The sequence below is a fragment of the Extibacter muris genome (assembly GCF_004345005.1).
GTDB lineage: Bacteria > Bacillota > Clostridia > Lachnospirales > Lachnospiraceae > Extibacter > Extibacter muris.
The window spans coordinates 26,208-51,313 of record NZ_SMMX01000016.1; the positions used below are offsets into that span (position 1 = coordinate 26,208).

General features: G+C 47.1%; 30 protein-coding genes. 26 read left to right on the forward strand and 4 right to left on the reverse strand.

Features of this window, described 5'->3' with window-relative positions; translation table 11 throughout:
• Positions 1 to 222: 222 nt before the first annotated feature.
• From E1963_RS15450 to E1963_RS15475, 6 genes are all read left to right on the forward strand, one after another.
• Complete coding sequence (locus E1963_RS15450; protein WP_132279855.1) at positions 223 to 486, forward strand: hypothetical protein; 264 nt, start codon at positions 223 to 225, stop codon at positions 484 to 486.
• A gap of 54 nt (positions 487 to 540) precedes the next feature.
• Positions 541 to 2,535: a glycosyl hydrolase family 18 protein gene (locus tag E1963_RS15455; protein ID WP_243117759.1), complete on the forward strand. Its 1,995-nt coding sequence runs from the start codon at positions 541 to 543 to the stop codon at positions 2,533 to 2,535.
• Positions 2,536 to 2,641: 106 nt separating this feature from the next.
• Complete coding sequence (locus tag E1963_RS15460; RefSeq protein WP_132279858.1) at positions 2,642 to 3,322, forward strand: N-acetylmuramoyl-L-alanine amidase family protein; 681 nt, start codon at positions 2,642 to 2,644, stop codon at positions 3,320 to 3,322.
• A gap of 20 nt (positions 3,323 to 3,342) precedes the next feature.
• Complete coding sequence (locus tag E1963_RS15465; RefSeq protein ID WP_132279861.1) at positions 3,343 to 4,395, forward strand: L-threonylcarbamoyladenylate synthase; 1,053 nt, start codon at positions 3,343 to 3,345, stop codon at positions 4,393 to 4,395.
• A gap of 20 nt (positions 4,396 to 4,415) precedes the next feature.
• Complete coding sequence (upp, locus tag E1963_RS15470) at positions 4,416 to 5,045, forward strand: uracil phosphoribosyltransferase (RefSeq protein ID WP_132279864.1); 630 nt, start codon at positions 4,416 to 4,418, stop codon at positions 5,043 to 5,045.
• Positions 5,046 to 5,075: 30 nt separating this feature from the next.
• On the forward strand, positions 5,076 to 5,564 hold the full coding sequence (locus E1963_RS15475) for a deoxycytidylate deaminase (protein WP_066581101.1): 489 nt from the start codon (positions 5,076 to 5,078) through the stop codon (positions 5,562 to 5,564).
• 141 nt (positions 5,565 to 5,705) lie between these two features.
• Here E1963_RS15475 and E1963_RS15480 read toward each other — a convergent pair whose 3' ends face one another.
• Positions 5,706 to 5,942, reverse strand: a complete 237-nt coding sequence (locus E1963_RS15480; protein ID WP_066581099.1) for a YaaL family protein — start codon at positions 5,940 to 5,942, stop codon at positions 5,706 to 5,708.
• A 121-nt stretch (positions 5,943 to 6,063) separates the two neighbouring features.
• Here E1963_RS15480 and E1963_RS15485 point away from each other — a divergent pair, with 121 nt between their 5' ends.
• From E1963_RS15485 to E1963_RS15540, 12 genes are all read left to right on the forward strand, one after another.
• Complete coding sequence (locus E1963_RS15485; protein ID WP_066581097.1) at positions 6,064 to 6,273, forward strand: pro-sigmaK processing inhibitor BofA family protein; 210 nt, start codon at positions 6,064 to 6,066, stop codon at positions 6,271 to 6,273.
• Between the two features lie 230 nt (positions 6,274 to 6,503).
• Positions 6,504 to 7,424 (forward strand): P-loop NTPase family protein, encoded by a 921-nt coding sequence (locus E1963_RS15490; protein ID WP_132279867.1) that lies wholly within the window; start codon positions 6,504 to 6,506, stop codon positions 7,422 to 7,424.
• Positions 7,421 to 8,623, forward strand: coding sequence for a TadA family conjugal transfer-associated ATPase (locus tag E1963_RS15495; protein WP_132279870.1), 1,203 nt, complete (start codon positions 7,421 to 7,423; stop codon positions 8,621 to 8,623). Before E1963_RS15490 ends, E1963_RS15495 begins: the two co-directional genes overlap by 4 nt.
• On the forward strand, positions 8,580 to 9,335 hold the full coding sequence (locus E1963_RS15500; protein ID WP_132279873.1) for a type II secretion system F family protein: 756 nt from the start codon (positions 8,580 to 8,582) through the stop codon (positions 9,333 to 9,335). Before E1963_RS15495 ends, E1963_RS15500 begins: the two co-directional genes overlap by 44 nt.
• Positions 9,335 to 10,543: a hypothetical protein gene (locus tag E1963_RS15505; RefSeq protein WP_243117760.1), complete on the forward strand. Its 1,209-nt coding sequence runs from the start codon at positions 9,335 to 9,337 to the stop codon at positions 10,541 to 10,543. Before E1963_RS15500 ends, E1963_RS15505 begins: the two co-directional genes overlap by 1 nt.
• A gap of 14 nt (positions 10,544 to 10,557) precedes the next feature.
• Positions 10,558 to 10,734 (forward strand): Flp1 family type IVb pilin, encoded by a 177-nt coding sequence (locus E1963_RS15510; protein WP_084002688.1) that lies wholly within the window; start codon positions 10,558 to 10,560, stop codon positions 10,732 to 10,734.
• Positions 10,735 to 10,875: 141 nt separating this feature from the next.
• On the forward strand, positions 10,876 to 12,123 hold the full coding sequence (locus E1963_RS15515; protein WP_243117761.1) for a DUF5702 domain-containing protein: 1,248 nt from the start codon (positions 10,876 to 10,878) through the stop codon (positions 12,121 to 12,123).
• A gap of 154 nt (positions 12,124 to 12,277) precedes the next feature.
• Positions 12,278 to 13,012, forward strand: a complete 735-nt coding sequence (locus E1963_RS15520; protein WP_243117762.1) for a TadE/TadG family type IV pilus assembly protein — start codon at positions 12,278 to 12,280, stop codon at positions 13,010 to 13,012.
• On the forward strand, positions 13,000 to 13,431 hold the full coding sequence (locus tag E1963_RS15525; RefSeq protein WP_243117763.1) for a prepilin peptidase: 432 nt from the start codon (positions 13,000 to 13,002) through the stop codon (positions 13,429 to 13,431). The genes E1963_RS15520 and E1963_RS15525 overlap by 13 nt, the downstream gene beginning before the upstream one ends.
• 1 nt (position 13,432) lies before the next feature.
• A complete protein-coding gene (locus E1963_RS15530) occupies positions 13,433 to 13,834 on the forward strand; it encodes a TadE family protein (RefSeq protein WP_132279885.1) in 402 nt (133 codons plus the stop codon).
• A 4-nt stretch (positions 13,835 to 13,838) separates the two neighbouring features.
• On the forward strand, positions 13,839 to 14,573 hold the full coding sequence (locus tag E1963_RS15535; RefSeq protein ID WP_132279888.1) for a DUF6382 domain-containing protein: 735 nt from the start codon (positions 13,839 to 13,841) through the stop codon (positions 14,571 to 14,573).
• Between the two features lie 75 nt (positions 14,574 to 14,648).
• The gene (locus tag E1963_RS15540; RefSeq protein WP_132279891.1) at positions 14,649 to 15,275 is read left to right on the forward strand and encodes a rhomboid family intramembrane serine protease; all 627 of its coding nucleotides are present in this window, start codon (positions 14,649 to 14,651) and stop codon (positions 15,273 to 15,275) included.
• Here E1963_RS15540 and E1963_RS15545 read toward each other — a convergent pair.
• Positions 15,192 to 15,941 (reverse strand): sensor histidine kinase, encoded by a 750-nt coding sequence (locus E1963_RS15545; RefSeq protein ID WP_132279894.1) that lies wholly within the window; start codon positions 15,939 to 15,941, stop codon positions 15,192 to 15,194. The two genes, E1963_RS15540 and E1963_RS15545, sit on opposite strands and share 84 nt — an antisense overlap.
• 85 nt (positions 15,942 to 16,026) lie before the next feature.
• Between E1963_RS15545 and E1963_RS15550 the strand changes: the two genes are divergently transcribed.
• Positions 16,027 to 16,434, forward strand: a complete 408-nt coding sequence (locus E1963_RS15550) for an HIT family protein (protein ID WP_132279897.1) — start codon at positions 16,027 to 16,029, stop codon at positions 16,432 to 16,434.
• Between the two features lie 20 nt (positions 16,435 to 16,454).
• Positions 16,455 to 16,997 carry an RNA polymerase sigma factor gene (locus tag E1963_RS15555; RefSeq protein WP_132279900.1) on the forward strand — a complete coding sequence of 181 codons (543 nt, stop codon included), beginning with the start codon at positions 16,455 to 16,457 and terminating at the stop codon, positions 16,995 to 16,997.
• Between the two features lie 55 nt (positions 16,998 to 17,052).
• Here E1963_RS15555 and E1963_RS15560 read toward each other — a convergent pair whose 3' ends face one another.
• The gene (locus tag E1963_RS15560) at positions 17,053 to 18,120 is read right to left on the reverse strand and encodes an undecaprenyldiphospho-muramoylpentapeptide beta-N-acetylglucosaminyltransferase (RefSeq protein WP_132279903.1); all 1,068 of its coding nucleotides are present in this window, start codon (positions 18,118 to 18,120) and stop codon (positions 17,053 to 17,055) included.
• 167 nt (positions 18,121 to 18,287) lie between these two features.
• On the opposite strand from E1963_RS15560, the gene E1963_RS15565 reads away from it, so the two are divergent.
• Together E1963_RS15565 and E1963_RS15570 are read left to right on the forward strand one after the other, a co-directional pair.
• The gene (locus E1963_RS15565; protein ID WP_132279906.1) at positions 18,288 to 19,115 is read left to right on the forward strand and encodes a DUF4367 domain-containing protein; all 828 of its coding nucleotides are present in this window, start codon (positions 18,288 to 18,290) and stop codon (positions 19,113 to 19,115) included.
• A gap of 71 nt (positions 19,116 to 19,186) precedes the next feature.
• Positions 19,187 to 19,669, forward strand: a complete 483-nt coding sequence (locus E1963_RS15570) for a DUF6147 family protein (protein WP_132279909.1) — start codon at positions 19,187 to 19,189, stop codon at positions 19,667 to 19,669.
• A gap of 269 nt (positions 19,670 to 19,938) precedes the next feature.
• Here the strand turns inward: E1963_RS15570 and E1963_RS15575 are convergent, their stop codons facing one another.
• The gene (locus tag E1963_RS15575) at positions 19,939 to 20,184 is read right to left on the reverse strand and encodes a TIGR03905 family TSCPD domain-containing protein (protein WP_132279911.1); all 246 of its coding nucleotides are present in this window, start codon (positions 20,182 to 20,184) and stop codon (positions 19,939 to 19,941) included.
• Between the two features lie 257 nt (positions 20,185 to 20,441).
• On the opposite strand from E1963_RS15575, the gene E1963_RS15580 reads away from it, so the two are divergent.
• From E1963_RS15580 to E1963_RS15595, 4 genes are all read left to right on the forward strand, one after another.
• Entirely contained in the window at positions 20,442 to 21,134 is a 693-nt protein-coding gene (locus E1963_RS15580) for a 5'-methylthioadenosine/adenosylhomocysteine nucleosidase (RefSeq protein ID WP_132279914.1), read from the forward strand.
• Positions 21,135 to 21,263: 129 nt separating this feature from the next.
• Positions 21,264 to 22,145, forward strand: coding sequence for a hypothetical protein (locus E1963_RS15585; RefSeq protein ID WP_132279916.1), 882 nt, complete (start codon positions 21,264 to 21,266; stop codon positions 22,143 to 22,145).
• 65 nt (positions 22,146 to 22,210) lie between these two features.
• Positions 22,211 to 23,560 (forward strand): glucose-6-phosphate isomerase, encoded by a 1,350-nt coding sequence (locus E1963_RS15590; protein ID WP_132279919.1) that lies wholly within the window; start codon positions 22,211 to 22,213, stop codon positions 23,558 to 23,560.
• A 61-nt stretch (positions 23,561 to 23,621) separates the two neighbouring features.
• Positions 23,622 to 25,079, forward strand: coding sequence for an aminotransferase class I/II-fold pyridoxal phosphate-dependent enzyme (locus tag E1963_RS15595; protein ID WP_132279922.1), 1,458 nt, complete (start codon positions 23,622 to 23,624; stop codon positions 25,077 to 25,079).
• Positions 25,080 to 25,106: the final 27 nt, after the last annotated feature.

The following is a 25,106-nucleotide window of genomic DNA, read 5'->3' on the forward strand; positions in this document are numbered from 1 at the left end:
CGGCTCAGGCAGACATTTCACAGACAGCCAGAATAGAACTATATCAGATAATCACGAGGAACAATTCAATTTTTACAAAATGCAGAACTATCTTCTATTTTTACACAGCGGGTCCGCATATATGGCCTATGTATCACGAAGCATTTCCTCTGGCCGCGTATTAACAGTATATGCGCATACAGCCGTAGCTATCATCGCAATGTTATCGGAGGATACGAAGAGATGAAAAATGAGATTTATAAATATCTATATCATGAGCTTGCAGATTATGAGAAGGAAGGTGTCAGCCTGTCTATGGAAGGCGATCCAGCCAGCCCGATGCAGATCGTAGAAGCTCATATGATGAGGGAAGATATCGCGTATATGAGAGATTATGTTCTGGACGAAGAAGGGGACATTAAGGAAGTGTGCTTTCATCATGTTGAGCTGCAGGAGGAAACTGCGGCTGTAGATACCCCTCAAAATAATAAGAAAATGTCGAAATAGTTAATGACGAGTGTCGCAATTATTGCTATAATAGGGTCTAGTAGGAGGTGCAGCATGGATGAAAGACAAAGAAGAAGCCGCACAGCTTCGGACCGGCCTGGGAGAACAGAACATCCGGACAGACAGCGGACCCAGAGGAGCGAGACAGCGAGAGGGCAGGACATAAGAGTACAAGGCTCCAGGCCTCAGGGGGCGAGAAGCCAGCCGGGACGGAGCCAGGCTTCGAGGAATCCTGACAGAAGGCCGCAGACGGGAAGAACGGCCGGCAGAAGGCCGGCAGCCAGAAGACCGCAGACAAAGAGACGGAGAAGGAGAAACCTGGGCATACGGATATGCCTTACCGTTATTTTAATAATAGCAGCGATAGCAGCAGTATTTTTGTGGAAGAGATACAGCCCTTCCAAAGAAAAAGCTAATTTGGATAAATATTATGGAATAGAACAAGAAGGACAGCTGGCTATTGTAGTCAATAACGAAGTGGTGGAGCCAAAAGGCATGATAGCAGAAGGCAAAGCCTATATCCAGTATGAGATCGTCCGTGACTATATCAACAGCAGATTTTACTGGGACCCTAACGAGAATATACTCCTTTACACGTTGCCGAAGGATATGGTATCGGTGGAAGTAGGAAGCAAGGATTATACAGTCTCCAAAGACAAGAACAGCGAAGACTACGTCATATTAAAAACAGAAGGAAGCACGGCTTATATAGCCCTGGACTTTGTCCAGCAGTACACAAATATCGACTATGAAGTGTATGACAATCCGGAACGTGTCGTTATTGTGGGCGACTGGGGGGAACATACGGTAGCTGAAGTCAAGAAAGATACGCAGGTAAGATATCAGGGCGGAGTCAAGAGCCCGGTCCTTACGGAGATAAAAAAGGGTGAGGAAGCTACTGTCATAGAAAACGAGGATAATTGGAAAAAAGTCCGTACGAAGAACGGATTTATCGGTTACATTAAAAATAGCGCGCTCAAAGATGCCCAGAAGAAGAACGTAACGAGAAAGTTTGAAGAACAGGAATTCACGAACATATCCAAAGACTACACGATCAACATGGCATGGCACAACGTGACCAACAGTGACGCCAACAGCAGCGTGCTGCAGAAGATTGCAGAGAGCAAGGGTCTGACGACGATTGCGCCGACATGGTTCCATGTGAAGGATACGGACGGGAATATGGATTCCATAGCTTCGACAGATTACGTCAACTACGCACATCAGGCGAACATAGAAGTATGGGCGACGATACGCGATTTTGACGGCGGCATCAACTCTTATGACGAAAGCTATGCGCTGCTGAGCTATACGTCCAAGCGTGAGACGCTTATCAACCAGCTGGTGGCAGAGGCGCTTCAGTCCAATATCGATGGAATCAATGTGGATTTTGAGAAGATATCGGATGAATGCGGAGAACACTATATACAGTTTATCCGTGAGCTTTCTGTACGCTGCAGGCAGAACGGACTTGTCCTTTCAGTGGACAACTATGTACCGAAGGGCTTCAATATGCAGTATGACCGCAAGGAACAGGGAATCGTGGCAGATTATGTCGTAATCATGGGTTACGATGAGCATTATGCCGGTTCACCGGAAGCAGGCTCGGTGGCATCTTATGACTTTGTGAAAGAAGGAATAACAGAGACGCTGAAAGAAGTACCCGCAGACAAGGTAATCAGCGGCATCCCATTCTTTACAAGGCTCTGGGAACAGACCCCGAAGACAGAGGAAGAGCTTGCCGGCCAGAAAGGCACAGAAGAAGGCGAGTATGCCATGAAGGTAGAAAGCAAGGCCTATGGAATGACAGAAGCCAAAGAAGTCGTGACACAGGCCGGCGCTGAGATTACGTGGGATGATACCGCCAAGCAGAATTATGCCAGATGGGAAAGCGGAGGCGTGACTTACGAAATCTGGCTGGAAGATGAGAAATCGCTGGAGATGAAGCTGGAACTGATGAAGCAGAACAAGCTGGCAGGCACCGCCGCATGGGCTTTAGGGCTGGAAGACCCGAACGTATGGCAGCTGATACTGAAGTATGTCAATTAAAAATGAAGTGTAACAGGAGATTTGCAGACGATTTTCCTGACACATAAAATAAAATACCTCGGTCAGTCATATATTTAACCAATATAGACTGACTGGAGGTATTTTATTGCGCAAAAAAGTAGAGTTTCTTCTTCTTGTGCTGCTGCTCGCAGGGCTTATAACGGTCAGCAGAAATATTGGAGAATATGTATCGGGTGACAAGGTGGAGAAAGGGAAACAGGTGGTAGTGGTCGATTCCGGCCACGGCGGGAATGATCCCGGCAAGATAGGGGTAAACGATGCAAATGAAAAAGACATCAACCTGGCGATAGCGAAAAAGGTGGAAAAAAGGCTGAAGAAGAACGGAATCGAGGTCGTCATGACCCGTAAGGATGACACGACACTGGCGAAAGAGGGGAACTCTAACAAGAAAGTCCAGGATATGAAGGCGAGGGTACAGCTGATTAACGAAACTAAGCCGGCCATGGTAGTAAGCATCCACCAGAACAGCTATCAGGATGCGGATATCCGGGGTGCCCAGGTGTTCTACTACAGCCATTCCGCGGAGGGCAAAAATACGGCAGAGCTGATGCAGAAGGCGCTGCTTGCAGTGGATAAAGACAACACAAGGCAGGCGAAAGCCAATGATACATATTATCTGCTGAAGAGGACAGAAGTTCCTACAATCATCGTAGAATGTGGGTTCCTGAGCAATCCCGAGGAGGCTGCCAAGCTCGTTACCGAAGAATATCAGGATAAGCTGGCCGACGCGATTGTACAGGGAATCCAAACTTGTCTGTCACAGTAGAGTGTAGTATAATTATCTTCATGGAGACAAAAATAATAAAAATAGATAAAAAACAGATGAATAAAAGTATGATTCAGGAAGCCGGGGATATTCTAAAAAAAGGCGGGCTTGTAGCATTTCCTACGGAGACGGTCTATGGACTTGGGGCGGATGCGCTCAATGAAGAGGCGGCGGCGAAAATATATGCGGCGAAAGGGCGGCCGTCGGATAATCCCCTCATCGTCCATATAACCCATATGGAAGCGCTTGATAAGATTGCCCGCGACGTTCCACCGGCTGCGGTTAAGATTGCTGATAGGCACTGGCCCGGCCCGCTGACGATGATATTCCAGAAGAAAGATATAGTGCCTTATGGGACCACAGGCGGGCTGGAAACGGTGGCAGTGCGGATGCCGAGCCATGAGATAGCAAGAGAAGTGATTAATGCAGGCGGCGGCTTTATCGCTGCGCCGAGCGCGAATACCTCCGGGCGGCCGAGCCCGACCACCGCGCAGCACGTGGAAGAAGACATGGATGGCAGGATAGAGATGATAGTGGATGGCGGTCCTGTTGAGATAGGAGTGGAGTCTACCATTCTCGATATGACCGTAGAGCCCCCGATGATACTGCGTCCGGGTGCGGTCACAGAAGAAATGCTCAGAGAACTGATAGGCGAGGTGGCTGTAGACCATACGCTCATAACATCTGACAGCAATAAAGCGCCGAAGGCGCCGGGAATGAAATACCGGCACTATGCCCCCGCTGCGGAGCTGGCCGTCATAGAAGGTCCGGTTGAGAAATTGGCGGAAGAGATCAACAGGCTTGCGGCCGCGAGGCAGGCAGAAGGATATAAGGTCGGCATCATCGGCACGGAAGAGACAGTATCCGGCTATACGTCGGGCGATGTAAAAAGCATAGGCACAAGAGAAGACGAATCCACCATTGCCAGCCGTCTGTACGCGGTCCTGCGGGAATTCGACGATGACGGAGTGGACTATATCTACAGCGAATCATTTGCCACGGGGGGGATTGGAAGCGCTATCATGAACAGGCTTCTGAAAGCCGCCGGGCATCATGTGATAAATATTCAATGACGAATGAGGAGGAAAGCAACATGTCAAATGTACAGGTGATGGACCACCCGCTGATTCAGCACAAGATAAGCTATATACGCAGAGAGGACGTAGGGTCCCGTGACTTCCGGGCTGTTGTCGGAGAGATTGCGGCGCTGATGTGCTATGAGGCCACAAGGGACTTGAAACTGAAAAATGTGAAAATCACGACACCGATTTGTGAGATGACGGGAAAAGAGCTGAGCGGAAAGAAGATGGCGGTCGTTCCGATTCTGCGGGCAGGCATCGGCATGGTGGATGGCATACTGAATATGATACCGGCCGCTAAAGTAGGCCATATCGGCCTCTATCGTGACCCGCAGACGTTTGAACCGGTGGAGTATTACTGCAAGCTTCCGGCTGACTGCGATGAGCGGGAAGTGTTTGTGGTGGATCCGATGCTTGCGACAGGAGGCTCCAGCGTAGCTGCGATACGTATGCTGAAGGATAAGGGCGTGAAGAATATCCGTTTCATGTGCATTATCGCGGCTCCGGAAGGTGTGGAGCGTATGAAAAGGGAACATCCGGACGTAGACTTATATATCGGTGCGCTGGACGACCACCTGAACGAACAGAAATACATCGTACCTGGTCTTGGAGATGCAGGCGACCGTATATTCGGGACAAAATAATGTTCATGCGATTCGAGGAGGATAAGCCGTATGGGAGACAAAAGAAAAGACTACATCAGCTGGGACGAATATTTCATGGGAGTGGCCATGCTCTCCGGCATGCGCTCCAAGGATCCGAATACTCAGGTCGGATGCTGTATCGTGAGCCAGGATAATAAGATCTTGTCCATGGGATACAATGGGCTGCCCATCGGCTGCTCTGACGATGAGTTTCCATGGGACAGGGAAGGAGAAGACCCGCTTGAGACAAAATACGTCTACACGGTCCACAGCGAGCTGAACGCCATACTCAACTACCGGGGCGGTAGCCTGGAAGGCGCAAAGTTATATGTATCGCTGTTCCCGTGCAACGAATGTGCAAAGGCCATCATACAAAGCGGAATCAAAGAAGTCATATATGACTGCAACAAATACGAAGACACCGCCGCCGTAAAAGCGTCCATGCGCATGTTCGACGCAGCCGGAGTCCGGTATCACCAATACCACAGGACAGACCGGGAAGTGACAGTAAGATTATAAAACAATATAAGATGGGCCCGAAAAGACAGCCCTGTACCAGTAATATTCAAAAAGGTACAGGACTGTCTTCATTTAGGTACACCATAAAGCTTAGTTTGGGACGTAACCCTTTTGAAAAAGGTTACGTCCCAAACTAACAAATTAAATCATTTTTGCCTGCCGCAGGAGGAAGCGGTAACGTTTCCACGCTGCGTTGCCTTTGTAGATATAGCAGTCGATCAGATCAGGATCGGAAGCGTTCTGGAAGTTCTCGTACGCATCTTCAATCTCCTGCCTTGCCTGGGCGATTTCTTCCACAAGAGTATTGCTGTCGGGATCAAAGGATAGTCTTTTATAGATATCTTCCTCTGCACCCTTCCCTCGTTGAAAAAGTTTCATAGGTTACCTCCAACATAAGGTTTTATGTCCTCTTTTTACCTAGTATAGACATTATTTGAGAATAAAATACCAACCAGTCGGATATATATGAAAACAAGAGAAGAAAAAAGGGGCTTTTGGCATGCAGGAAGAAAGGCCGCATATTGTCGTTAATTTCATCATACGGGCAATTCTTGGGATTGCAATTATATTTTTTGTAAATGAGTTTCTTTCAGGCAAAGGGATTTCTCTTCATGTGGGAATGAATCCGGTGACGTTTTTGACATCCGGAGTCCTTGGCATTCCTGGGGTTGCGCTCCTTTACGGCATTACTTTTTACCAAAATTTGTAAGTATTGCACAAAGTTTGAGTTTTTTTAGAAAAGAGATGGACAAGAGAGCAAAGTACGGTTATAATCGTCCTACAAGTCAAATCTGATGGCTTGTATCTGATTGTTTTAGTTCTGGTTGATAGGTTCAAATTATTTATACCTGCTGGACTGCTTACGTTCAACGGGTCATGTAATTCAAAGCCGTTTCGGCAAAGAATTTCTTAAAGGAAAATGAAAACAGGGAGGTATTGGTGGACAGCAAGCGTTTGGTAATCTGTGATCCTGAGGAAGGATATGCGTCCGCACTCGCATCGTATTTTATGAGAAGAAAGGAACTTGCTTTTCAAGTATATATATGCAGAAGCCTTCAAAATGTCAAGACGATGCAGGAGGAAGAGCATATCGATTATCTTATCATCTCTGCAGATTGCGATTCAGAAGAAAGGGGCCGTATAGCGGCAGACAGTAAGTTTATCCTGACGGTAAGCGGACAGGAACGATTGGAAAAAGACGAGATACCGGTAATGAAATATCAGCCCGGGGAAGCGATTCTGACAGAGATTATCCGCTGTTGCGGCTCGGATGGGCAAAACGGAGAACTTTATTTCCGGACTGCGAAAAAGGTCAAGTGTACATTGATAGGTGTGTTCTCGCCGGTGCACAGGATAGGTAAGACAAGCTATGCAATCGAACTCGGACAAAAGCTTGCCTTGAAAATGGACGTATTATATGTGAACATGGAGCTATATGGCGGAAAAGGAGGGCTCTTTGAGGAGGACCCAAGCTATACGCTTGCAGATGTCCTGTACTATTCCAGGCAGGAGAGCAAGAATCTGCCTCTCGTACTGTCGACGATGACCGGACGAATGAAGAATCTGGATTACCTGAATCCGATGCCGGTGTCTGACGATGTGAAAGAAGTTGCACCGCAGGAATGGACAGGCCTTATCCGGCAGATTGTGGAGAACAGCATCTATGAGACAGTTATTCTTGATGTAGACGAAGGGCTGCGGGGAGTATATGATATACTGCGGCTCTGCACAGAAGTACATATGCCGGCAGCTGAGGACGAAGTGAGCTGTGCGAAGGTACGGCAGTTTGAAGCAGAGCTTCAGCTGCTCGGCTATGAAGATGTATTACAGAAACTGAACAGAAAGGAACAGAAGGGATGATACAGGCAGAGCAGTTACATGCCAGAGTTATGGAAGAACTGGATATGACGAAGGAGATAGAAGACGAGGAACTTACCGATCTTATCCACAGAGTACTTCAGGAAGCCTGCATGCAGGAATATATCACACTGAGAGAGCGGACCGCGCTAGGCAAAGAACTATTCAATGCGTTCCGCAAGCTGGATCTGCTCCAGGAGCTGCTGGAAGATGAAAGCATTACCGAAATTATGATAAATGGAACGAAAAACATATTTATCGAACAGGACGGGAGGCTGTCTCGGACGGATAAACGCTTTACGTCCAAAGATAAGCTGGAGGACGTAGTACAGCAGATCGTATCAGGCGCCAACAGGGTAGTCAACGAAGCTTCGCCCATCGTGGACGCAAGGCTGCCGGACGGGGCACGGGTCAATGTAGTGCTCGCGCCGGTGGCTCTTGACGGTCCGATAGTCACAATCCGTAAGTTTCCAAAGGATACCATCACGATGGAACAGCTTATCACATGGAATTCTGTCAGCCGCGAGGCCGCAGACTTTCTTACACTTCTCACCGCCGCAAAGTACAACATCTTCATCAGCGGCGGAACCGGTTCAGGTAAGACAACTTTCTTAAACGCACTGTCGCAGTACATTCCCGGAGATGAAAGAATTATAACAATCGAAGATAATGCAGAGCTGAAAATAATGGATATACCTAACCTGGTGCGTCTGGAAGCGCGTAATGCAAATGTGGAAGGCACCGGGGAGATTACAATCCGCAATCTGATAAAAGCAGCGCTCCGCATGCGGCCGGACAGGATTATTGTCGGGGAGGTCCGCTCAGATGAGGCCATAGACATGCTGCAGGCGCTCAACACCGGACACGACGGCAGCCTCAGTACAGGACATGCCAACAGTCCAAAAGATATGCTGAGCCGTCTGGAAACTATGGTGCTTATGGGAATGGACCTCCCGCTTCCGGCCATACAGAGGCAGATTGCTTCGGGACTGGATATTATCGTCCATCTTGGGAGGCTGAGGGACAAAAGTAGAAAAGTGCTTGAAATTGTGGAAGTGCTGGATTATCAGGAAGGTGAGATTATGCTTAGCCCGTTGTTCGTATTTGAAGAGACGGGAGTGGCTGGGGGAAAGATAAAGGGTGAATGGAGGAGGATTCATGAAATTACGTGCAAAGAAAAGCTGCTGGCAGCAGGATATTAGGCCCGCAGAGTATGTGCGGGGAACTTTGAAGAGCACGCTGCTGACAGTGCTGACGGCATGGCTTTACTACCGCTCTGCACTCGCCGTCCCGCTGCTGGCACCGGTGTGGCTATGGCATTACAGCATATGGAAAAGGGAATGCCTGCGGAAAAAGACCGGCACTTTCCAGCTCCAGTTCAAGGATGCCATCCAAGCTTTATCTTCGGCGCTCAGCACAGGTTATTCTATAGAAAATGCATGGAAGGAGACAGAGAAGGAATTGAAGCTTTTATACAGTGGTGATGACAGAATCCGCAAAGAGCTTCATATCATCGTATCCCAGATAAGGATAAATGTTCCTATGGAGCAGATTATGGGAGACTTTACGGAGCGGGTAAAGCAAGAAGACGTGCGGAACTTTGCGGCAGTCTTTACTGCGGCAAGGAAGAGCGGAGGTGATATGGTTGCCATCATTCAGAATACAGCCGGGCAGATAGGAGACAAGATAGAGGTTAAGAGGGAAATAGATACCATTCTGGCAGCCAAGGAGTACGAGTTCAAGGTGATGTCCGCTGTCCCGTATATCATTATCGGATATATGTCGTTAAGCTTTCCTGAATTCATGGGAGCTTTATATGGAAATGTAATAGGAACAGGAGTGATGACGATATGCCTCGCAGCATATATAGGAGCCTGTTGTCTTGGACAAAGGATAATAGGGATAGAAGTCTGATGGTTTTCGCTGTCATCCTGCTGCTTGCTTCAGGAATGGTTCTTCTCATATTAGACGGAAAGGCGTATGCCACTGAGACAGACGGGACGATAACAAGGAACGAGCATGGCAAGGGAAGCAGGACGGAGGAGCTGGAAGCCGGTATCCAGGGAGGCAGCGACAGGATACCTATACAAATTGAAGTACAAGAACAGCAGTATAGCGCAAAGGAGATAAAAAAGGTATTCGACCGGGCCATCAGCCAGATGGAACGGCGGATCCTCGGCACCAATAAAAGCCTGGACCACATCGAAGAAGATATGGAGCTGATTCAGGAGATACCAGAAGAACCGATTGCGGTGGAATGGGAACTTGACAGATATGATGTCATGAATATATACGGCGAGTTACAGCACGATGCTCTGGACAAGAAAGGGAGCATCATAAACATAAAGGCTGTTCTTACATATAAGGAAAATCCCCAAAACCAGGCCCTGTACCAGTGTACAGCGGTACTCTATCCGAAAGAGCTGAAAGGCGCTGACAAACTTGCGGAAAAAGTACGAAATGCTGCAGAGCAGACAGAGGAGGAAACAAGGACGGAAAAGGAGCTGAATCTGCCGGATACTGTGGACGATAAAGCGGTATCGTATTACCGCAAAATGAATATAAGAGGAGCGGTACTTGCCGTCATGGCGGCACTTGTAGCGATTCTGCTCTACGCGCAGGAAAAGCAGAACGAGTTCAAAAGGGAAAAGGAAAAAAGGCTTCAGATGCTGCTGGACTACCCCGAGCTGGCTAATAAGTTTACATTGCTTCTCGGAGCAGGCCTGACAGTGAGGAATACATGGAAAAAAATGGTACGCGATTATGAGGAGCAGATAGAAGAGTGGGGCATCCGGTACGCCTATGAAGAGATGAAAGTTACGTTGAACGAGATGCAGAGCGGAGTTACGGAGGCGGAGAGCTATGAAAGGTTCGGCAGGCGCTGCAAAGTACAGGAATATGTAAAGTTCGGAGCACTCTTGTCACAGAATCTCAGGAAAGGGACGAAAGGACTCGTACAGCTGCTCAGGATAGATGCGCTCCAGGCATTTGAAGAACGGAAGACAAGAGCCAGAAGGCTTGGTGAAGAGGCGGGGACAAAACTGCTGCTGCCAATGTTCCTCATGCTTTCAGTAGTGCTTGTAATAGTAGTCGTGCCGGCATTTTTATCTATGCAGATATAGAAAGGAGAATGGGGATGTGGAGAATACAGTATATTATGCATGTCTTAAAGGATAAAAAGGGAATCGGCGTAGTAGAAGTCATATTGATTCTGGTCGTCTTGATAGGCCTCGTTATAATCTTCAAATCTCAGCTGACAAGTCTTGTCCAGACAATTTTTGAAAAAATCACAAGTGAAAGTTCCGGCATCTGAATGCAGCCGACAGGAAATCATATGAAAAAAGGGGAAGTGACAGTATACTTAAGCCTAGTCTTTATTCTTCTGGTCTCTTTTTCAGGGGCTTTGCTAGAGAGCGCTTCGATACAGAATGGTAAAAACTACAGAAGGGCTGACATGAACAGAGCCGTGGAGTGCCTGTTTGCAGAGTACCAGAAGGAGCTGCTTGAAGAATATGACATCTTTGCGCTGGAAGGAAGCTACGAGACAGGTACCTATTCGGAACAGAACATAAAGGAGCGGCTGGCGTATTATGGCGCCGGGCAGATGGATCATGCAATCAAGAGAATCCAATTTCTCACGGATAACGGCTGCCAGGCATTTTACGGACAGATGGCAGCCTACATGCGCCACAGATACGGACTCGCGGCAATGGAAGATAAGACTGGGATGGCTGCGGTATGGAGGCAGCAGGAAGAGAAGGCCAGAGAGTACGAACAGGAAGACGAGGAGGCACAGGATACGCTGGATGGCCTGCTGGCGGAGAATGAGACCGAGCTGCCCCGGGAAGACAATCCGCTGGAACATACAAGGCAATTGAAACAGACTCCGCTGTTAGACCTTGTATGTCCCAAAGACATGCAAGTGTCGGAAAAGGCGGTCCCCAAAGACGACCTGCTGTCAAACAGAACACGTAATAAAGGATTTGGGGATTTTTCAGATACTGAACAGAAAGACGGCGCACTATCCAAACTTCTTGTCGGGGAGTATATGTTGGAGCATTTTGACTGTGCGTCAGATAAGGATGAAAAGACAGGTCCGCTTGATTATGAACTGGAATACATTTTAAACGGACAGCCCGGTGATAGAGAAAATCTGGAAATGACGGCCCGGAAGCTGCTCTTGCTCAGATTTGTACCCAATTATACATATATACAAACGGACAGCCAGAAGAAGGCAGAGGCGGAGGCGGCAGCACTGGCGCTGTGCACACTGATCGCGCTGCCGGCCGTGACAGAGGCAGCCGCGCAGGGGATCTTGCTTGCCTGGGCCTTTGGGGAGACGCTTGTCGATATACGTGCACTGTTGAAGGGCAGCAAAGTGCCAATAGTAAAATCAAAGGAAAGCTGGCAGCTTCAACTCTCGGCTCTGCTGACATTGGGGACGGATACCGACTACACAGAAGGCCAAGATGCAGAGGACGGACTGGATTACCGGGAATATATAAGGATGCTTCTGTTTCTTGGTGACAGAGAACGTATGGGGATGCGGGCGCTTGACATGATGGAGCAAAGCCTGCGCCAGGAGAAAGGCCTTACTTTTTTCCGGGCGGACCAGTGTATCAGCAAGGTAGAAATCGAGACAGAATGCCCGTTGAGAAGGGGGATTACCTACCAGTTTTCTACTTATTACTGCTACCGATAGGGGTGAATGCAGATACCCTCCCGATTCTCATTCATACACAGAGAAAACAACCACAAAATATAAAGAAAGGAGAAGGATTCGTACCATGAATAATAGACTCCCCTCACAAAAAATCTATGATAATCATGCCGGGAGGGTATCTGCCTTCACCTCTATGGAAGCAAGTATTACGGTAGAAGCGGCCATGGCCGTCCCGATTTTCTTTCTTGCCGTCGTCTGCCTCTTCTACCTCATGGAAATGTCCGCCGTACAGACGGCAGTCAGATCCGGGGTGCAGTATGCAGGAAAGGAGCTTGCAAAGGAGGCATACATCCTGCCCGCAGCAGTTCCGTCGAAGCTGGAGTCGGATATTGTTAATGCAGTGGGTGCTGACCGGCTGAACAGGAGCATCGTCGAAGGCGGAAGCAGCGGTATCCGCTGCCACAAGTCATGGATGTCACCTTCCACGGGAATCTGCAGCCTGACAGCAGAATACAGGATAAGGATTCCCATTCCCTTATTCAAGCTGCCTTCTCCATCCTATGAAATAAACATGAAGATAAAAGGGTGGACCGGTTACGAGAAGGCAGGATTCGGCAGTGATAGAGAGAAAACAGTCTATGTGACAGAGACTGGAATAGTATATCATGAGGATTACCATTGTACCCATCTGGAATTGTCAATCCGACCGGTACAGTCAGCGGACATTCCGGAGCTTAGAAATGAAGGAGGGGGCAGGTACTATCCATGTGAGCACTGTGGCAGCTCTGGTTCCGGAGCCGTATTTATAACAGACTCCGGCAACAGATACCACGGCTCGCTTGGATGCAGCGGGCTGAAGAGGACGATATATGCCGTTCCGGTGTCGGAGGCGGCAGGAAAGGGGGCATGCCAGCGATGTGGAAAGTGAGCCAGGTTATCTGTATCGGGGCCATGGCGGGGATGTCAGTGACTGATATGATGTACCGAAAGGTTCCGGAGGCGTTCCTTATAGTGGGAGGTGCGGCGGCCATATTGTATCAATGCATATTCAGAACGGTTGAGGTATGGCTTCTGTTTGGAGGGGCAGGTATCGGATGCTTCTTCCTGCTTATGAGCAAAGTAACCAGAGAGGGAATAGGGTATGGAGACAGCTGGGGGATACTGGTGCTCGGATTATATATGGGCATGTGGAATCTGCTTGGGGTACTTCTGGGCGCGTTAACACTCCTGCTGTTGGCGGCCATGGCATATTTAGTGACAGGGCGTTTCAAAAAAAATGTCTCCCTCCCGTTCTATCCGTTCCTCACTGGTGGGTATGTTCTCGTACTATTGACAGGAGTTGGTTAATATGCTGAAAGAGAGAAAACTAAACGGAAGCATGACGGTAGAGATGTCCTTTATCATGCCCGTTATACTGCTGCTGGTTATGCAGTGCATTACCGCAGCTTTTTATTTTCATGACAAGAATATTATTTCAGGAGCGGCTTATGAGACTGCCGTGGTAGGAAGCACGAAAGCGCGCAAGGAGGGCGGTGCAGAAGAGGGAGAGCTTAAGGAACTCTTCCAGGAGAGGATTGGTGGGAAATGTATTTTGTTTCCCGGAGCAGATGCATGTATCAGCATATCGGAGATTGAAGTTGTAGTCACTGCCAGTGCATCCGTGAAAAGGATGGGACTGTCCGTTATCAAGAAAGCCCGGATTACAGAACCGGAAAAATATATAAGAGATATGAGGAGAATAGGAAAATAGGCATATGGAACGGAAAATATCAATTGAATCAGAGGGCATATACAGGGAAGACTATCAGATAAGGATGCTGAAGGCAAATGCAGTCCCGGGATTCTTAAAGATACAGGGACAGGGTGTTGACGGCATGACAAGATACGACTACGAAGTAAGCGGTAAAGTATCTATGAAAGCAATGTACGAGCGCGGCAAATTAAACAGCAGGGATTTGGAACTGTTTCTGCACCAGCTTCTTGCAATTATAAAAGAGACGGAGAAATACCTGCTGAATATACACTGCATCTTATTGGAACCGGAGTATATATTTTATGAGGATGAGACATTCTATTTCTGCTATTATCCCGCAGAAGAGCATGACATATGGGATGCGCTGAAGCAGCTTGCTGATTATTTCGTAAAGCATGCCGATTACAAAGAGACCGCCTGTGTACAGATGGCATTTGCTCTTCACAAAGGTGTCCTGGAAGAGAATTACAGCCTTGAAAAGCTGGCGGAAACTTGTATGGAAGCGGCGAAAGCGTCTACGTTTGAAGAATGGAAGCAGGAAAAGGAGCAGCCGGAGGAGGTGGCTCCCATATATGACAGAAAGGAACATGACTGGATTGCAGAGCAGGAGATGGCAGGCACTATCATGGAAGAGACTGAAAACCTCTGGACTCCGGTCAAACGTTTTCTGAACAGACACAGGAAACCAAAATGGGGAGATTTTGACGGATTGTACATAGAGGAAGAAGAATTATAAAAATACACTAGTTACTATTTGGAAAAGGTATGTTATACTAGGGATGAATTAAAAAAGGGAAAATATTACAGTATTATGAAAAAGACCAGATTAGATGCACCCTGTACGGCTGTGATTGCAGCAGCAAACGTAATCGTATTCTTCATCCTTACAATGGGAGGGATGACGGAGGACGCAGAGTATATGCTTGGACATGGCGCGATGTATGTGCCATATATAATGGAAGGCGGAGAGTGGTATCGGCTGTTTACGAGTATGTTTCTGCACTTTGGATTTGAACATCTCGTGAACAACATGGTAATATTAATACTGCTTGGCTGGAATCTGGAAGTTGAGATAGGAAAGATAAAATACTTGGTCATATATTTTGCCAGTGGGATATGCGGTAACCTGTTGTCTATGTTCGGTGATCTGCAGACGGGAGAATATGTAGTATCAGCCGGTGCGTCGGGAGCAATCTTTGGGGTGATAGGGGCGCTTCTCTATGTTGCGGTCCGCAACCGCGGCCGGATAGGCAATGTATCCGGCCGGGGCATACTGTTCATGGTGGTTGTCAGCCTTTACTATGGATTCACCAGTGGCGGCGTGGACAACCTGGCGCATATCGGAGGCCTCGTGTCAGGGTTCGTGTTGGGCGTCCTTCTCTATTGGAAGAGAAAGGGTAAACGTAGTCGTTTTGCCGGGAACGGATATGACAGTTAAGGTGCCTCCGTGTGCAGAAGCAATACGGCGGCCGATGGCAAGTCCAAGCCCCGTCCCTCCTTGCTTGTGTGTAACGAACGGCTGAAAGATATCTTCGATATCTTCCTGTGGAATGCCGCATCCATCGTCTGTGACACTGATATGGAGCAGCTTATCTTCCGCAAAAGCATGGAAATAGATGGAACCATCTGAAGCTACCGCGTCTTTCGCGTTACGAAGAAGATTGAGAATCACTTCTCTCAGCTTTACTGCGTCACCGCTGATAACCGGCAGTTCGGGTTCCAGCCTTGATGTGAACTCGATATCGCATTCAACCAGAGAGGCGGCGAAAGAGACCACGATTGGCTTTAGAAATGACGTACAGTCAACTTCGGATAGCCGCAGCCTTTCGCCATTGTTATAGGAGGAAAGCTCCTCCAGCAGAAGGGTCATATATTCTATATCAGCACGCATACTGTCCCAGTATTTGTATGTAGTGACCTCCGGATGCTGTGACTCTATGAGCTGCAATGTGCTGTACACAAGAGTCAGGGGATTCCGAATCTCATGGCTGATACTGCTGATGGTCATCTTCTGTGAGTCGAGAAGCTTCTGTATAAGTTCTTTTTTCTCAGGACTTTCGCCCATGATTTGTTGTAATTTGTCGAAGTCTGTCGCTGTAAACATAGTAATTACCGCCCTTTCTGAACTAACAGTTTAGCATTGGCGGTGTAAATAATCAATCATTATTTAAAAAAGGAAGGGTATAATTATGAGAGAAGAAAATTGTATATTCTGCAAGCTCGCAAATGGAGATATCCCAACAGCCACACTGTATGAAGACGAAGACTTCCGGGTAATCCTGGATGCAAGCCCCGCCTCTAAGGGACATGCACTCATTATTCCCAAAGAGCATTACGCAGACCTATATGAACTGGATGATGAGGCAGCGGCCAAAGTGCTCGTCCTAGCCAAGAACATGATAACAAAGCTTACAGATATACTGGACTGTGACGGATATAATATCTTGCAGAACAATGGAGAGGCGGCAGGCCAGACAGTATTCCACTTTCACATGCATCTCATTCCGAGGCATAAAGATGACCAGATAGGACTCGGATGGAAGATGGGAGAGCTCCGAGATGAGGATGTACAGGACATACTGTCTAAGATAAACTAGTAGAAAAGAAGGATGAACACGTGGAAATCGAGTCTATAGGCAGGGTAGCTTTTGATGCAATCTATGAAGATAATATAAAGATTGTATACAAGACAGCATTACGATACACCGGGAACCATCATGCGGCGGAGGAAATAGCACAGAATGTTTTTGTGAAATTATATACGGTAATGGAACATATCAATCTGAACGCGGTAAGGTCCTGGCTGGTTGTGTCGACAAGAAATATGTCTCTCAATTTCAAAAGGGATGGTAAGCGTGAGATTCTATCTGACGAAATGTATGAAGACTGGACGATGGAAAGCACAGAAGATGAATTTGAGAAAAGGCTTCAGGAAAAAGAATATAGAGAATTTGCTAATCATATCTTTGAAGAACTTTACAATTTGAATGAACGTTGGTACGAAGCCGTGACTTTGACTTACTGTCTTGAAAAATCACAGAGAGAAGTTGCAGAGATAATGGGAGTATCTGTGGAAGTGCTGCATAGTATGTTATACCGGGCAAAGAAATGGATTAGGAAAAACTATGAAGACCAGTTTGAACTATTGAGCAAAGCATAAAAACAGGTGCCGCAGTGACACCTGTTTTCTGCATTCTGTTACATAAAGGAACTAATTATCTGTTTACAACGGATTCAATCAAATCTATGATTGTATCGATGGAGTTTTGTTGAGAGGATTTCTTCATCGCTTCTATGTAAGAATCCCTGTGCTCATATAAACGGTTGATAGAGGTTAACAGGATGTCTTTGTCCAGTTCTTCCTCTTCCAGTACGACACTGAATCCCTGGCGTTCAAACGAACGGGCATTCAGAATCTGGTCGCCACGGCTTGCGTTGGCGGAAAGAGGTATAAGCAGGTTAGGCTTGTGAAGTGCCAGCAGTTCACATATGGCGTTAGCGCCGGCACGCGATATGACGATATCCGTGAGCGCAAACAAGTCCTTCAATTCCTCTTTAATGTACTCGAACTGCGCATAACCTTCTAATCCCCTCAGAGATTCATCAATTTTGCCCCGTCCGCACAGATGGACAACCTGATAAGATTTTAATAACTCAGGGAGTACGGATCGCACGGCGTCATTGACCGCAACAGAACCAAGACTCCCACCTATAATAAGTATCACAGGTTTATCTGATTGGAATCCGAGGAACTCGCGGGCCTTGAATTTATCACCGGACAATAGTTCCTGGCGGATAGGTGAGCCAGTCAGAACGGCTTTCCCTGCGGGAAGATGTTCTAACGTCTCGGGAAAATTACAACATACTTTCGTTGCAGAAGGAATGGACAGTTTGTTGGCAAGACCGGGTGTCATGTCTGATTCGTGAATAATTGTAGGCACATGGCGTCGCTTTCCAGCCATCACTACCGGTACGGAAACGAACCCTCCCTTAGAAAAGATGACGTCTGGCTTCAATATTTTGACGAGCTTCTTGGCTTCTCCCAACCCCTTAATTACACGGAATGGATCTGTAAAATTCTGGACGCTGAAATAACGGCGCAGCTTTCCGGAAGAGATTCCATGGTAAGGAATGCCGAACTGTTCAATCAGTTCTTTTTCAATGCCGTTATAAGAACCAATATAATGTACATCATATTGTAATTCTTTGAGACGCGGAAGAAGGGCGATATTCGGAGTAACGTGGCCCGCCGTACCGCCGCCGGTTAAGATGATACGTTTCATAGTGACCTCCCAATCTTGATATATACGTATACTATATCATATTGAACTTACTGTTCAATAAGTATAAATAATGCCCGCAGCAGGCATTTCGTTACCTTTATAATATACGTTTACAGGGGGATTGGTCAAGAGCAAGAGAAAAGGCAGGTATAAAAAGAGGTAAGTATATGAAAGAAAAACTAGACAACACGGAACAGCTGATACAAAAAGAGTTCCATAAAGAGGCAGACAGCATTGAAAAAGACGTAGAGGCGAACTGTGCGGATGAAGTTGTTACGGCCAAAATCACAGAAGAGATACGTTCTAATGTAAACAAAGATATAAATGATTATGAGAAGGAAAGGTTATATTCCCTTCTACCCGAAGAGGACAGAAGGGCGCTCGAGATTGGGCGAAAGATACAGGTAAAGAAAACGCGGAAGAAGAGGAAAGTGTATCTGAGCCTCGCGGCGGCACTTGTCCTGGCTATGGCCATCGGCATGACAAGCATGGGTGGACCGGAGAGGATTATTAAATTAATGAGTAGCGTTGTGGGAGATAGAGAAATATCACAGGTGGATTCAAGTGAAGATAATTATCTCTCAATCGAGGAGAAAGAGGAAAATGCCTATCAAGAGATAAAAGATACATTTGGTACTGACGCTGTCAAAATAATGCCATGTATTAAAAAAATGGTATTTCAAGATATTGAATTGGATAAAAAAATGCAAACTGCAGAATTGTATTATAAAATTGATAATGAAACACTTACTTATTATATTAATGCCACATATACAAATACATCTATAGGAATAGACATAGAGGACAAAATTAACAATACTTGGATAAAGACGGTAAATGGATGTGACATAGAAATAAAAGAATATGATACAAAAGAGTACGGAAACAAAAGATATTCAGCGAGATTTTCTTATAAAGGTCTAGAATACTTTATAAATGGTACTTTAAAAAAGGATGAGCTGGAAGAAATTTTAAATAATTTATATTTTTTTTAAAAAATGGCGTCAGTTTTTGTCGAGCTATGTGTCTTTATATATGAGGGCAAAGGTAAGTATGGAGGTTGAGGATGAAAAACAAGATAATATCAGTGGGTTTTACATTGATATTATTCCTGAGTCTATTAGTTGCTAATGCAACTGACACAAAAGCATCATCATTCATCCCAATAGTTGAAGGTTCTTATCTTACATACGACGATGAATCCATTGGTTATGCAACTAAGATGACGAGAGGTATCGACCTTCTGAATGGATATTCAAAAGTTGTACGATTAGGACCCGGAAACATTTATGCAGGCGGAACTACCGTAGCAGCACATACTGTGGAAAAGGTTAAAATAGCTGTCCTAGTGGAAAGAATCAAAGGAGAAGGCTACTCCTGGGAGTATTATGCAAATTGGGCAAAAGAAAACGAAGATTCAAACCGCGTATCAGCTAACAGAGAACTGAAGGTAGAGGGTGGATATTATTATCGAGTAAGGTGTACACACTCAGCCAATGATGATGTTAGTAGCTCATTCACTAATGGAATTTTCATCGAAGAACCATAGTATTATCAACTTGAATCCAAAATCTCTAAAGCATCATTTAATGCACCGTCCGAAGGGACTGCAGTAAGCACCGCTTGCGGTGCAGGAGAAACTATTAACAATAATTTCGACCTTACATTGAGAAACCGTAGGCTCACGTAACGAGCTAAAGTCGTCGCGAGCGGTGCTTACTGCGGTTCCTTCGGATACCAAAAGAACTAAAGGACTAATCATGAGAGGATACAAGGCTCCCCGGCTTTGTATCCTTTCCCCGTTGCAGCAGGGTTCAGTTATAACCGATCTGTCGCAATCCTCAAAGCTTTGGCGAGCTGATCCGGGCAGGATGTCCCTTTGCCTCCGCAGTCGATGCCTTCCATACGTTCGATTGCCTCGTCTACCTTCATGCCTCTTACAAGTCTGGCGATTCCCTGGGTGTTTCCACTGCATCCCCCTACAAACTGCACGTTTTGAATTATGTCATCTTCCACGTCCAGCCTGATTAGCCGTGAACAGACACCATGTGGCCTATATTCCATAATACTTTCCTCCTGGCTATTGTCTAGTATACATTATGTTTACAACATAAGCCCTATTAAATAAGATACACTTATTCAACGGCCTATGTCAAACAAGACATAAATTTACATAAGGAATTATAACAAAGATATATTAAAATTACCATATGTAATTACCTTACCTTGCAAAAACGCATGCCATCCACTATAATGAAACCCAGCAGATGCCGGAAGGCACATGAAAATTATAATAGAATATATGGGGCAGGAGGATAGATATGATTGGAATTATTGGAGCCATGGAAGAGGAAGTGGCGGCGCTGAAAAAGGATATGGAAATTGAGGAGATTATCACGAGGGCATCCATGGAATTCTGCCGGGGTATCCTGTGTGGAAAAGACGCGGTCGTAGTGAGGAGCGGGATCGGAAAGGTGAATGCGGCAATCTGCACGCAGATATTGATTGACTGCTTCCACGTTGATCTGCTGATCAATACCGGAGTCGCAGGCTCATTAGATGTCCAGATTGATATCGGAGATATAGTCATCTCTACAGATGCCCTGCATCACGATGTGGACGCTACCGCAGTCGGGGATCCGGCAGGCCAGGTGCCAAGGATGGATACGCTCGCGTTTCCTGCCGATGAGAATCTCGTGAAGAAAGCAGTGGAGGCGAACCGGCAGGTGAATCCAGATATCCGGACATTTACGGGCAGGATAGCAAGCGGGGACCAGTTCATATCCTCAGGCCGTGTGAAAGACAAGATACGTGATAACTTCCAGCCGCTCTGTGTGGAGATGGAAGGGGCGGGGATTGCACAGGCCGCATACCTGAACAAAGTTTCGTATGTCATCATTCGAGCCATTTCTGACAAAGCCGACAACAGTGCCACCATGGACTACCCCGCGTTTGAGAAGCTGGCAATCGTACACAGCATAAGGCTTGTAAAGCAGTTGGTGGAAATTATCTAAATGGCGCCTCGGGAAGATCTGAACGGATTAGACAGAATTTCCCCTGCCGGGAGGCGGAATATGTAGAATGGTTTTTACGCTCTCTTTCATGACTTCGGTTATAATCGAATCAAGAAGGAGGGCTTTTTTATGTTAGAATTTATATTGGACAAGCATATTTTATTTGTGCTTATGGGAGTTATGACAGTATTGGGGATTATCAGCAAACTGATTGTGAATGTTACGCTGAAGCGTATGGTGCGTGCGGCCGGAAATATGAATAAAAGTACACATCCGCTCATGCGCCTTGTTCGTGCCAAGTTTGAACACGCATGCATGATCAGCGATACGGTGGAGAATGTCAATGTGTTTGTGGACAAGTATCTGTATGAATACCGTACCGCAGGAATGAAGCTCCACAGCTGGAGGCGCATGGAGAAAGCCGCGGCAGGTATGTGCCTGCTTATCGGCGCGGCCGGTGCGGCGCTTCAGTATGTGGTGAACGGGATGCAGGATATGGTGCTGAAGACAGGTGCGGCCGGTGCAGGGCTTGCAATCCTGGTCTTTCTCTTCCACCTGACGACAGATGAGAATTACAGGCTGGACGCCGTAAGAAACTATATGGTAGATTATCTGGAAAATGTTTGCCTACACCGCTATGAAAAGACATATCAGAAGGAATTGAAAGTCATGGCGCCTGAGTCACCTGCGGTAGAGTTTGGGGCAGTTTCTGACATGGCCATAGAAGCCGAAGAAAAAAAGGAGGACAAGCATGGTACGCCGGAGCGTCCGATGCCTGCGCGGGAAGTGCCGTCTCCGTCAACGAAGCCGGAGATTACACCACCTGTGATGCCGGAACCGTATGAGGTCCCGGATGTGAAGGATCCGATCAAAGCGATGGCTGAGAAGGTGCTGAAAGAAGAGGTCAAGGAACCGGTACAGATAAAAGAAGAGAAGAAGCCGGAGAAGAAGCAGGAACCGCTGGCCAAAGATGTGCTTATCCGCCAGATCCTGGAAGAGTTTATGGCTTGATTAAAACTTCCCGATCTGCTAAAATGAATAAGATATATACTTTAAGATAGAAGGGAAGGGTCACTATGGAAAATAAAGTAACATTTGACTATTCAAAAGCAAAGACATTTATCTGCAACCATGAACTGGAGTCCATGAAGAACATTGCAGAGCAGGCGAAAGCAGAGCTTCTTTCAAGAGAAGGGGCGGGGAATGATTTCCTTGGGTGGATTGACCTTCCTGTTGACTATGATAAAGAAGAATTTGCGCGGATCAAAAAAGCCGCGAAGAAAATCCAGTCTGATTCCGAAGTATTGCTTGTAATCGGTATCGGGGGCTCTTATCTCGGGGCAAGGGCCGCGATAGAATTTCTTCGTCACAACTTTTATAACATGGTTTCTAAGGAAATTAGGAAGACGCCTGAAATATATTATGTAGGAAACAGTATCAGCAGTACATATCTGAAGCATCTGGCTGACGTAATTGGAGAAAGGGATTTCTCAGTGAATATCATCTCCAAATCGGGGACGACAACAGAGCCGGCCATTGCATTCCGTATTTTTAAGGAGATGCTGGAGAAGAGATATGGAAAGGCTGAGGCAGGGAAGAGAATCTATGCGACGACGGACAAGGCGAGAGGGGCGCTCAAGAACCTTGCCGATGAGGAAGGCTATGATACCTTTGTCGTGCCGGACGATGTAGGCGGGCGCTTTTCCGTGCTCACCGCAGTTGGGCTTCTCCCCATCGCGGTAAGCGGAGCAGATATCGATAGGCTGATGGAGGGGGCTGCATCAGGCCGGAAGATGGCTCTGGAGGCCCCCTTTGAAGAAAATGACGCCATGCTTTATGCGGCAGTCCGCAACATACTCCACCGCAAGGGAAAGATGGTAGAGATCCTCGCAAATTATGAGCCAAGCCTCCACTATGTATCTGAATGGTGGAAGCAGCTATATGGCGAGAGCGAGGGCAAAGACCAGAAGGGAATCTTCCCGGCGTCCGTGGATCTTACTACCGACCTGCACTCCATGGGACAGTTCATCCAGGATGGAAGCCGCATCATGTATGAGACGGTGCTGAATGTGGAGGAGTCGGCAGAAGAGATTTTCCTTCAGGAAGAACCGGTTGATCTGGACGGGTTGAACTATCTTGCAGGCAAGGATGTTGATTTTGTTAACAAAAGTGCCATGAATGGTACGATTCTTGCCCATACGGACGGCAATGTGCCGAACCTGATGGTCAACATACCGAAACAGGATGAATTTTCACTTGGCCAGCTGTTCTACTTCTTTGAGTTTGCGTGCGGCGTAAGCGGATATATCCTTGGAGTGAATCCGTTTAACCAGCCGGGCGTGGAGAGCTACAAGAAGAATATGTTTGCGCTTCTCGGCAAACCTGGCTTTGAAAAAGAAAGAGAAGAGCTGCTGAAGAGATTATAGACTTGCTTATCGGACTGTAGCAGTCCTGTAAGCATACACTAAGAGAAAGCCACAGCGTTTTATGAACACAATTTATGATAAGTTAAGTGAATATAGTGATTCTGATTTCTACGGTTTCCATATGCCGGGCCATAAGCGGAATGCAGACATGCTGAAGTCCTCCATCCCGTACCAGATTGACATTACGGAGATCGAGGGCTTTGATGACCTGCATCATGCACAGGGAATGCTGAAGGAGGCCCAGATAAGGGCGGCACTGGTCTATCAGGCGGAGGAGACGCATTTCCTTGTCAATGGGAGCACGGTAGGAATCTTAAGCGCTGTTGCGGGCGTGACTAAAAAAGGAGACACGGTACTTGTGGCAAGAAACTGCCACAAGTCCGTGTATCATGCTATATATCTGAATGAGTTAGACCCTGTTTATTTATATCCGGGGTTCAGCACAGATGTATGTCTGAATACGGAGATATCTGCCGGGGACGTGAAGGGTGCTTTAGAAAGATATCCGCATATACGGGCGGTTATAATCGTCTCGCCGACTTATGACGGCGTCGTATCGGATGTCGGCTCCATCGCCGCGGCAGCCCATGAAAAAGGGGTTCCGCTGATCGTAGATGAAGCTCATGGGGCACACTTCGGATTCCATCCTTATTTTCCAGAGAATTCCAATACAAAGGGAGCGGACATCGTTGTTCACAGTCTGCACAAAACGTTACCGTCACTGACCCAGACGGCATTGCTGCATATGAACGGGGAGCTTGTGGACCGGGGAAAGGTGAGAGAGTACCTGCACATGCTGCAGACGAGCAGCCCATCTTATGTATTGATGGCAAGTATAGATTCCTGCATCGACCTTCTGGAGAGGCGGGGAGCGGGTATGTTCGGCCCCTATGTGGAGCTGCTGGAGCGTACGCGGAAGGAGCTGAGAGAGCTTAAGTTTCTGCAGCTGGCAGAGACAGTGCATTTTGACCGTTCCAAGTTAATCATATCGGTGAAGCATACAGATATGACCGGGCAGATGCTTTACAAAGCACTTCTGGAGGACTATCATTTACAGATGGAGATGGCCGCTGGAACTTATGTGCTGGCGATGACGTCGGTCGGAGATGTAGAGGAAGGGATGCGCCGTCTTGTCTGCGCGCTTCGCCATATGGATCAGGAAACTGGCCGGCGCATGGAGAGAGTATCCTATTGTGGCTGTTCGGGATGGCATGAGCTGCCTTCAGGGGGTACGCTGCCGCATCTTGAAGTTTTCTGCAGCAGTTCGGCTGCCGCTGCTTTGAAGGAACAGGCAGCTGCGTCCGGTCAAAGGAGTACGGAGATGGTTCCATGGGAGAAAAGCGTGGGATGCATTTCCATGGAATACGCATACCTGTATCCGCCGGGCAGTCCATTGATTGTTCCCGGAGAAAAGGTTTCGAAAGAAGCCGCAGATATGTTACAATGGTATAAGGGCATGGGCTTTACTGTAGAGGGCCCGGCCAGAGACCGGTATATAGAGGTCTGGATGCAGGAATAATAGAACAGTAACTGACGTACGATTTTC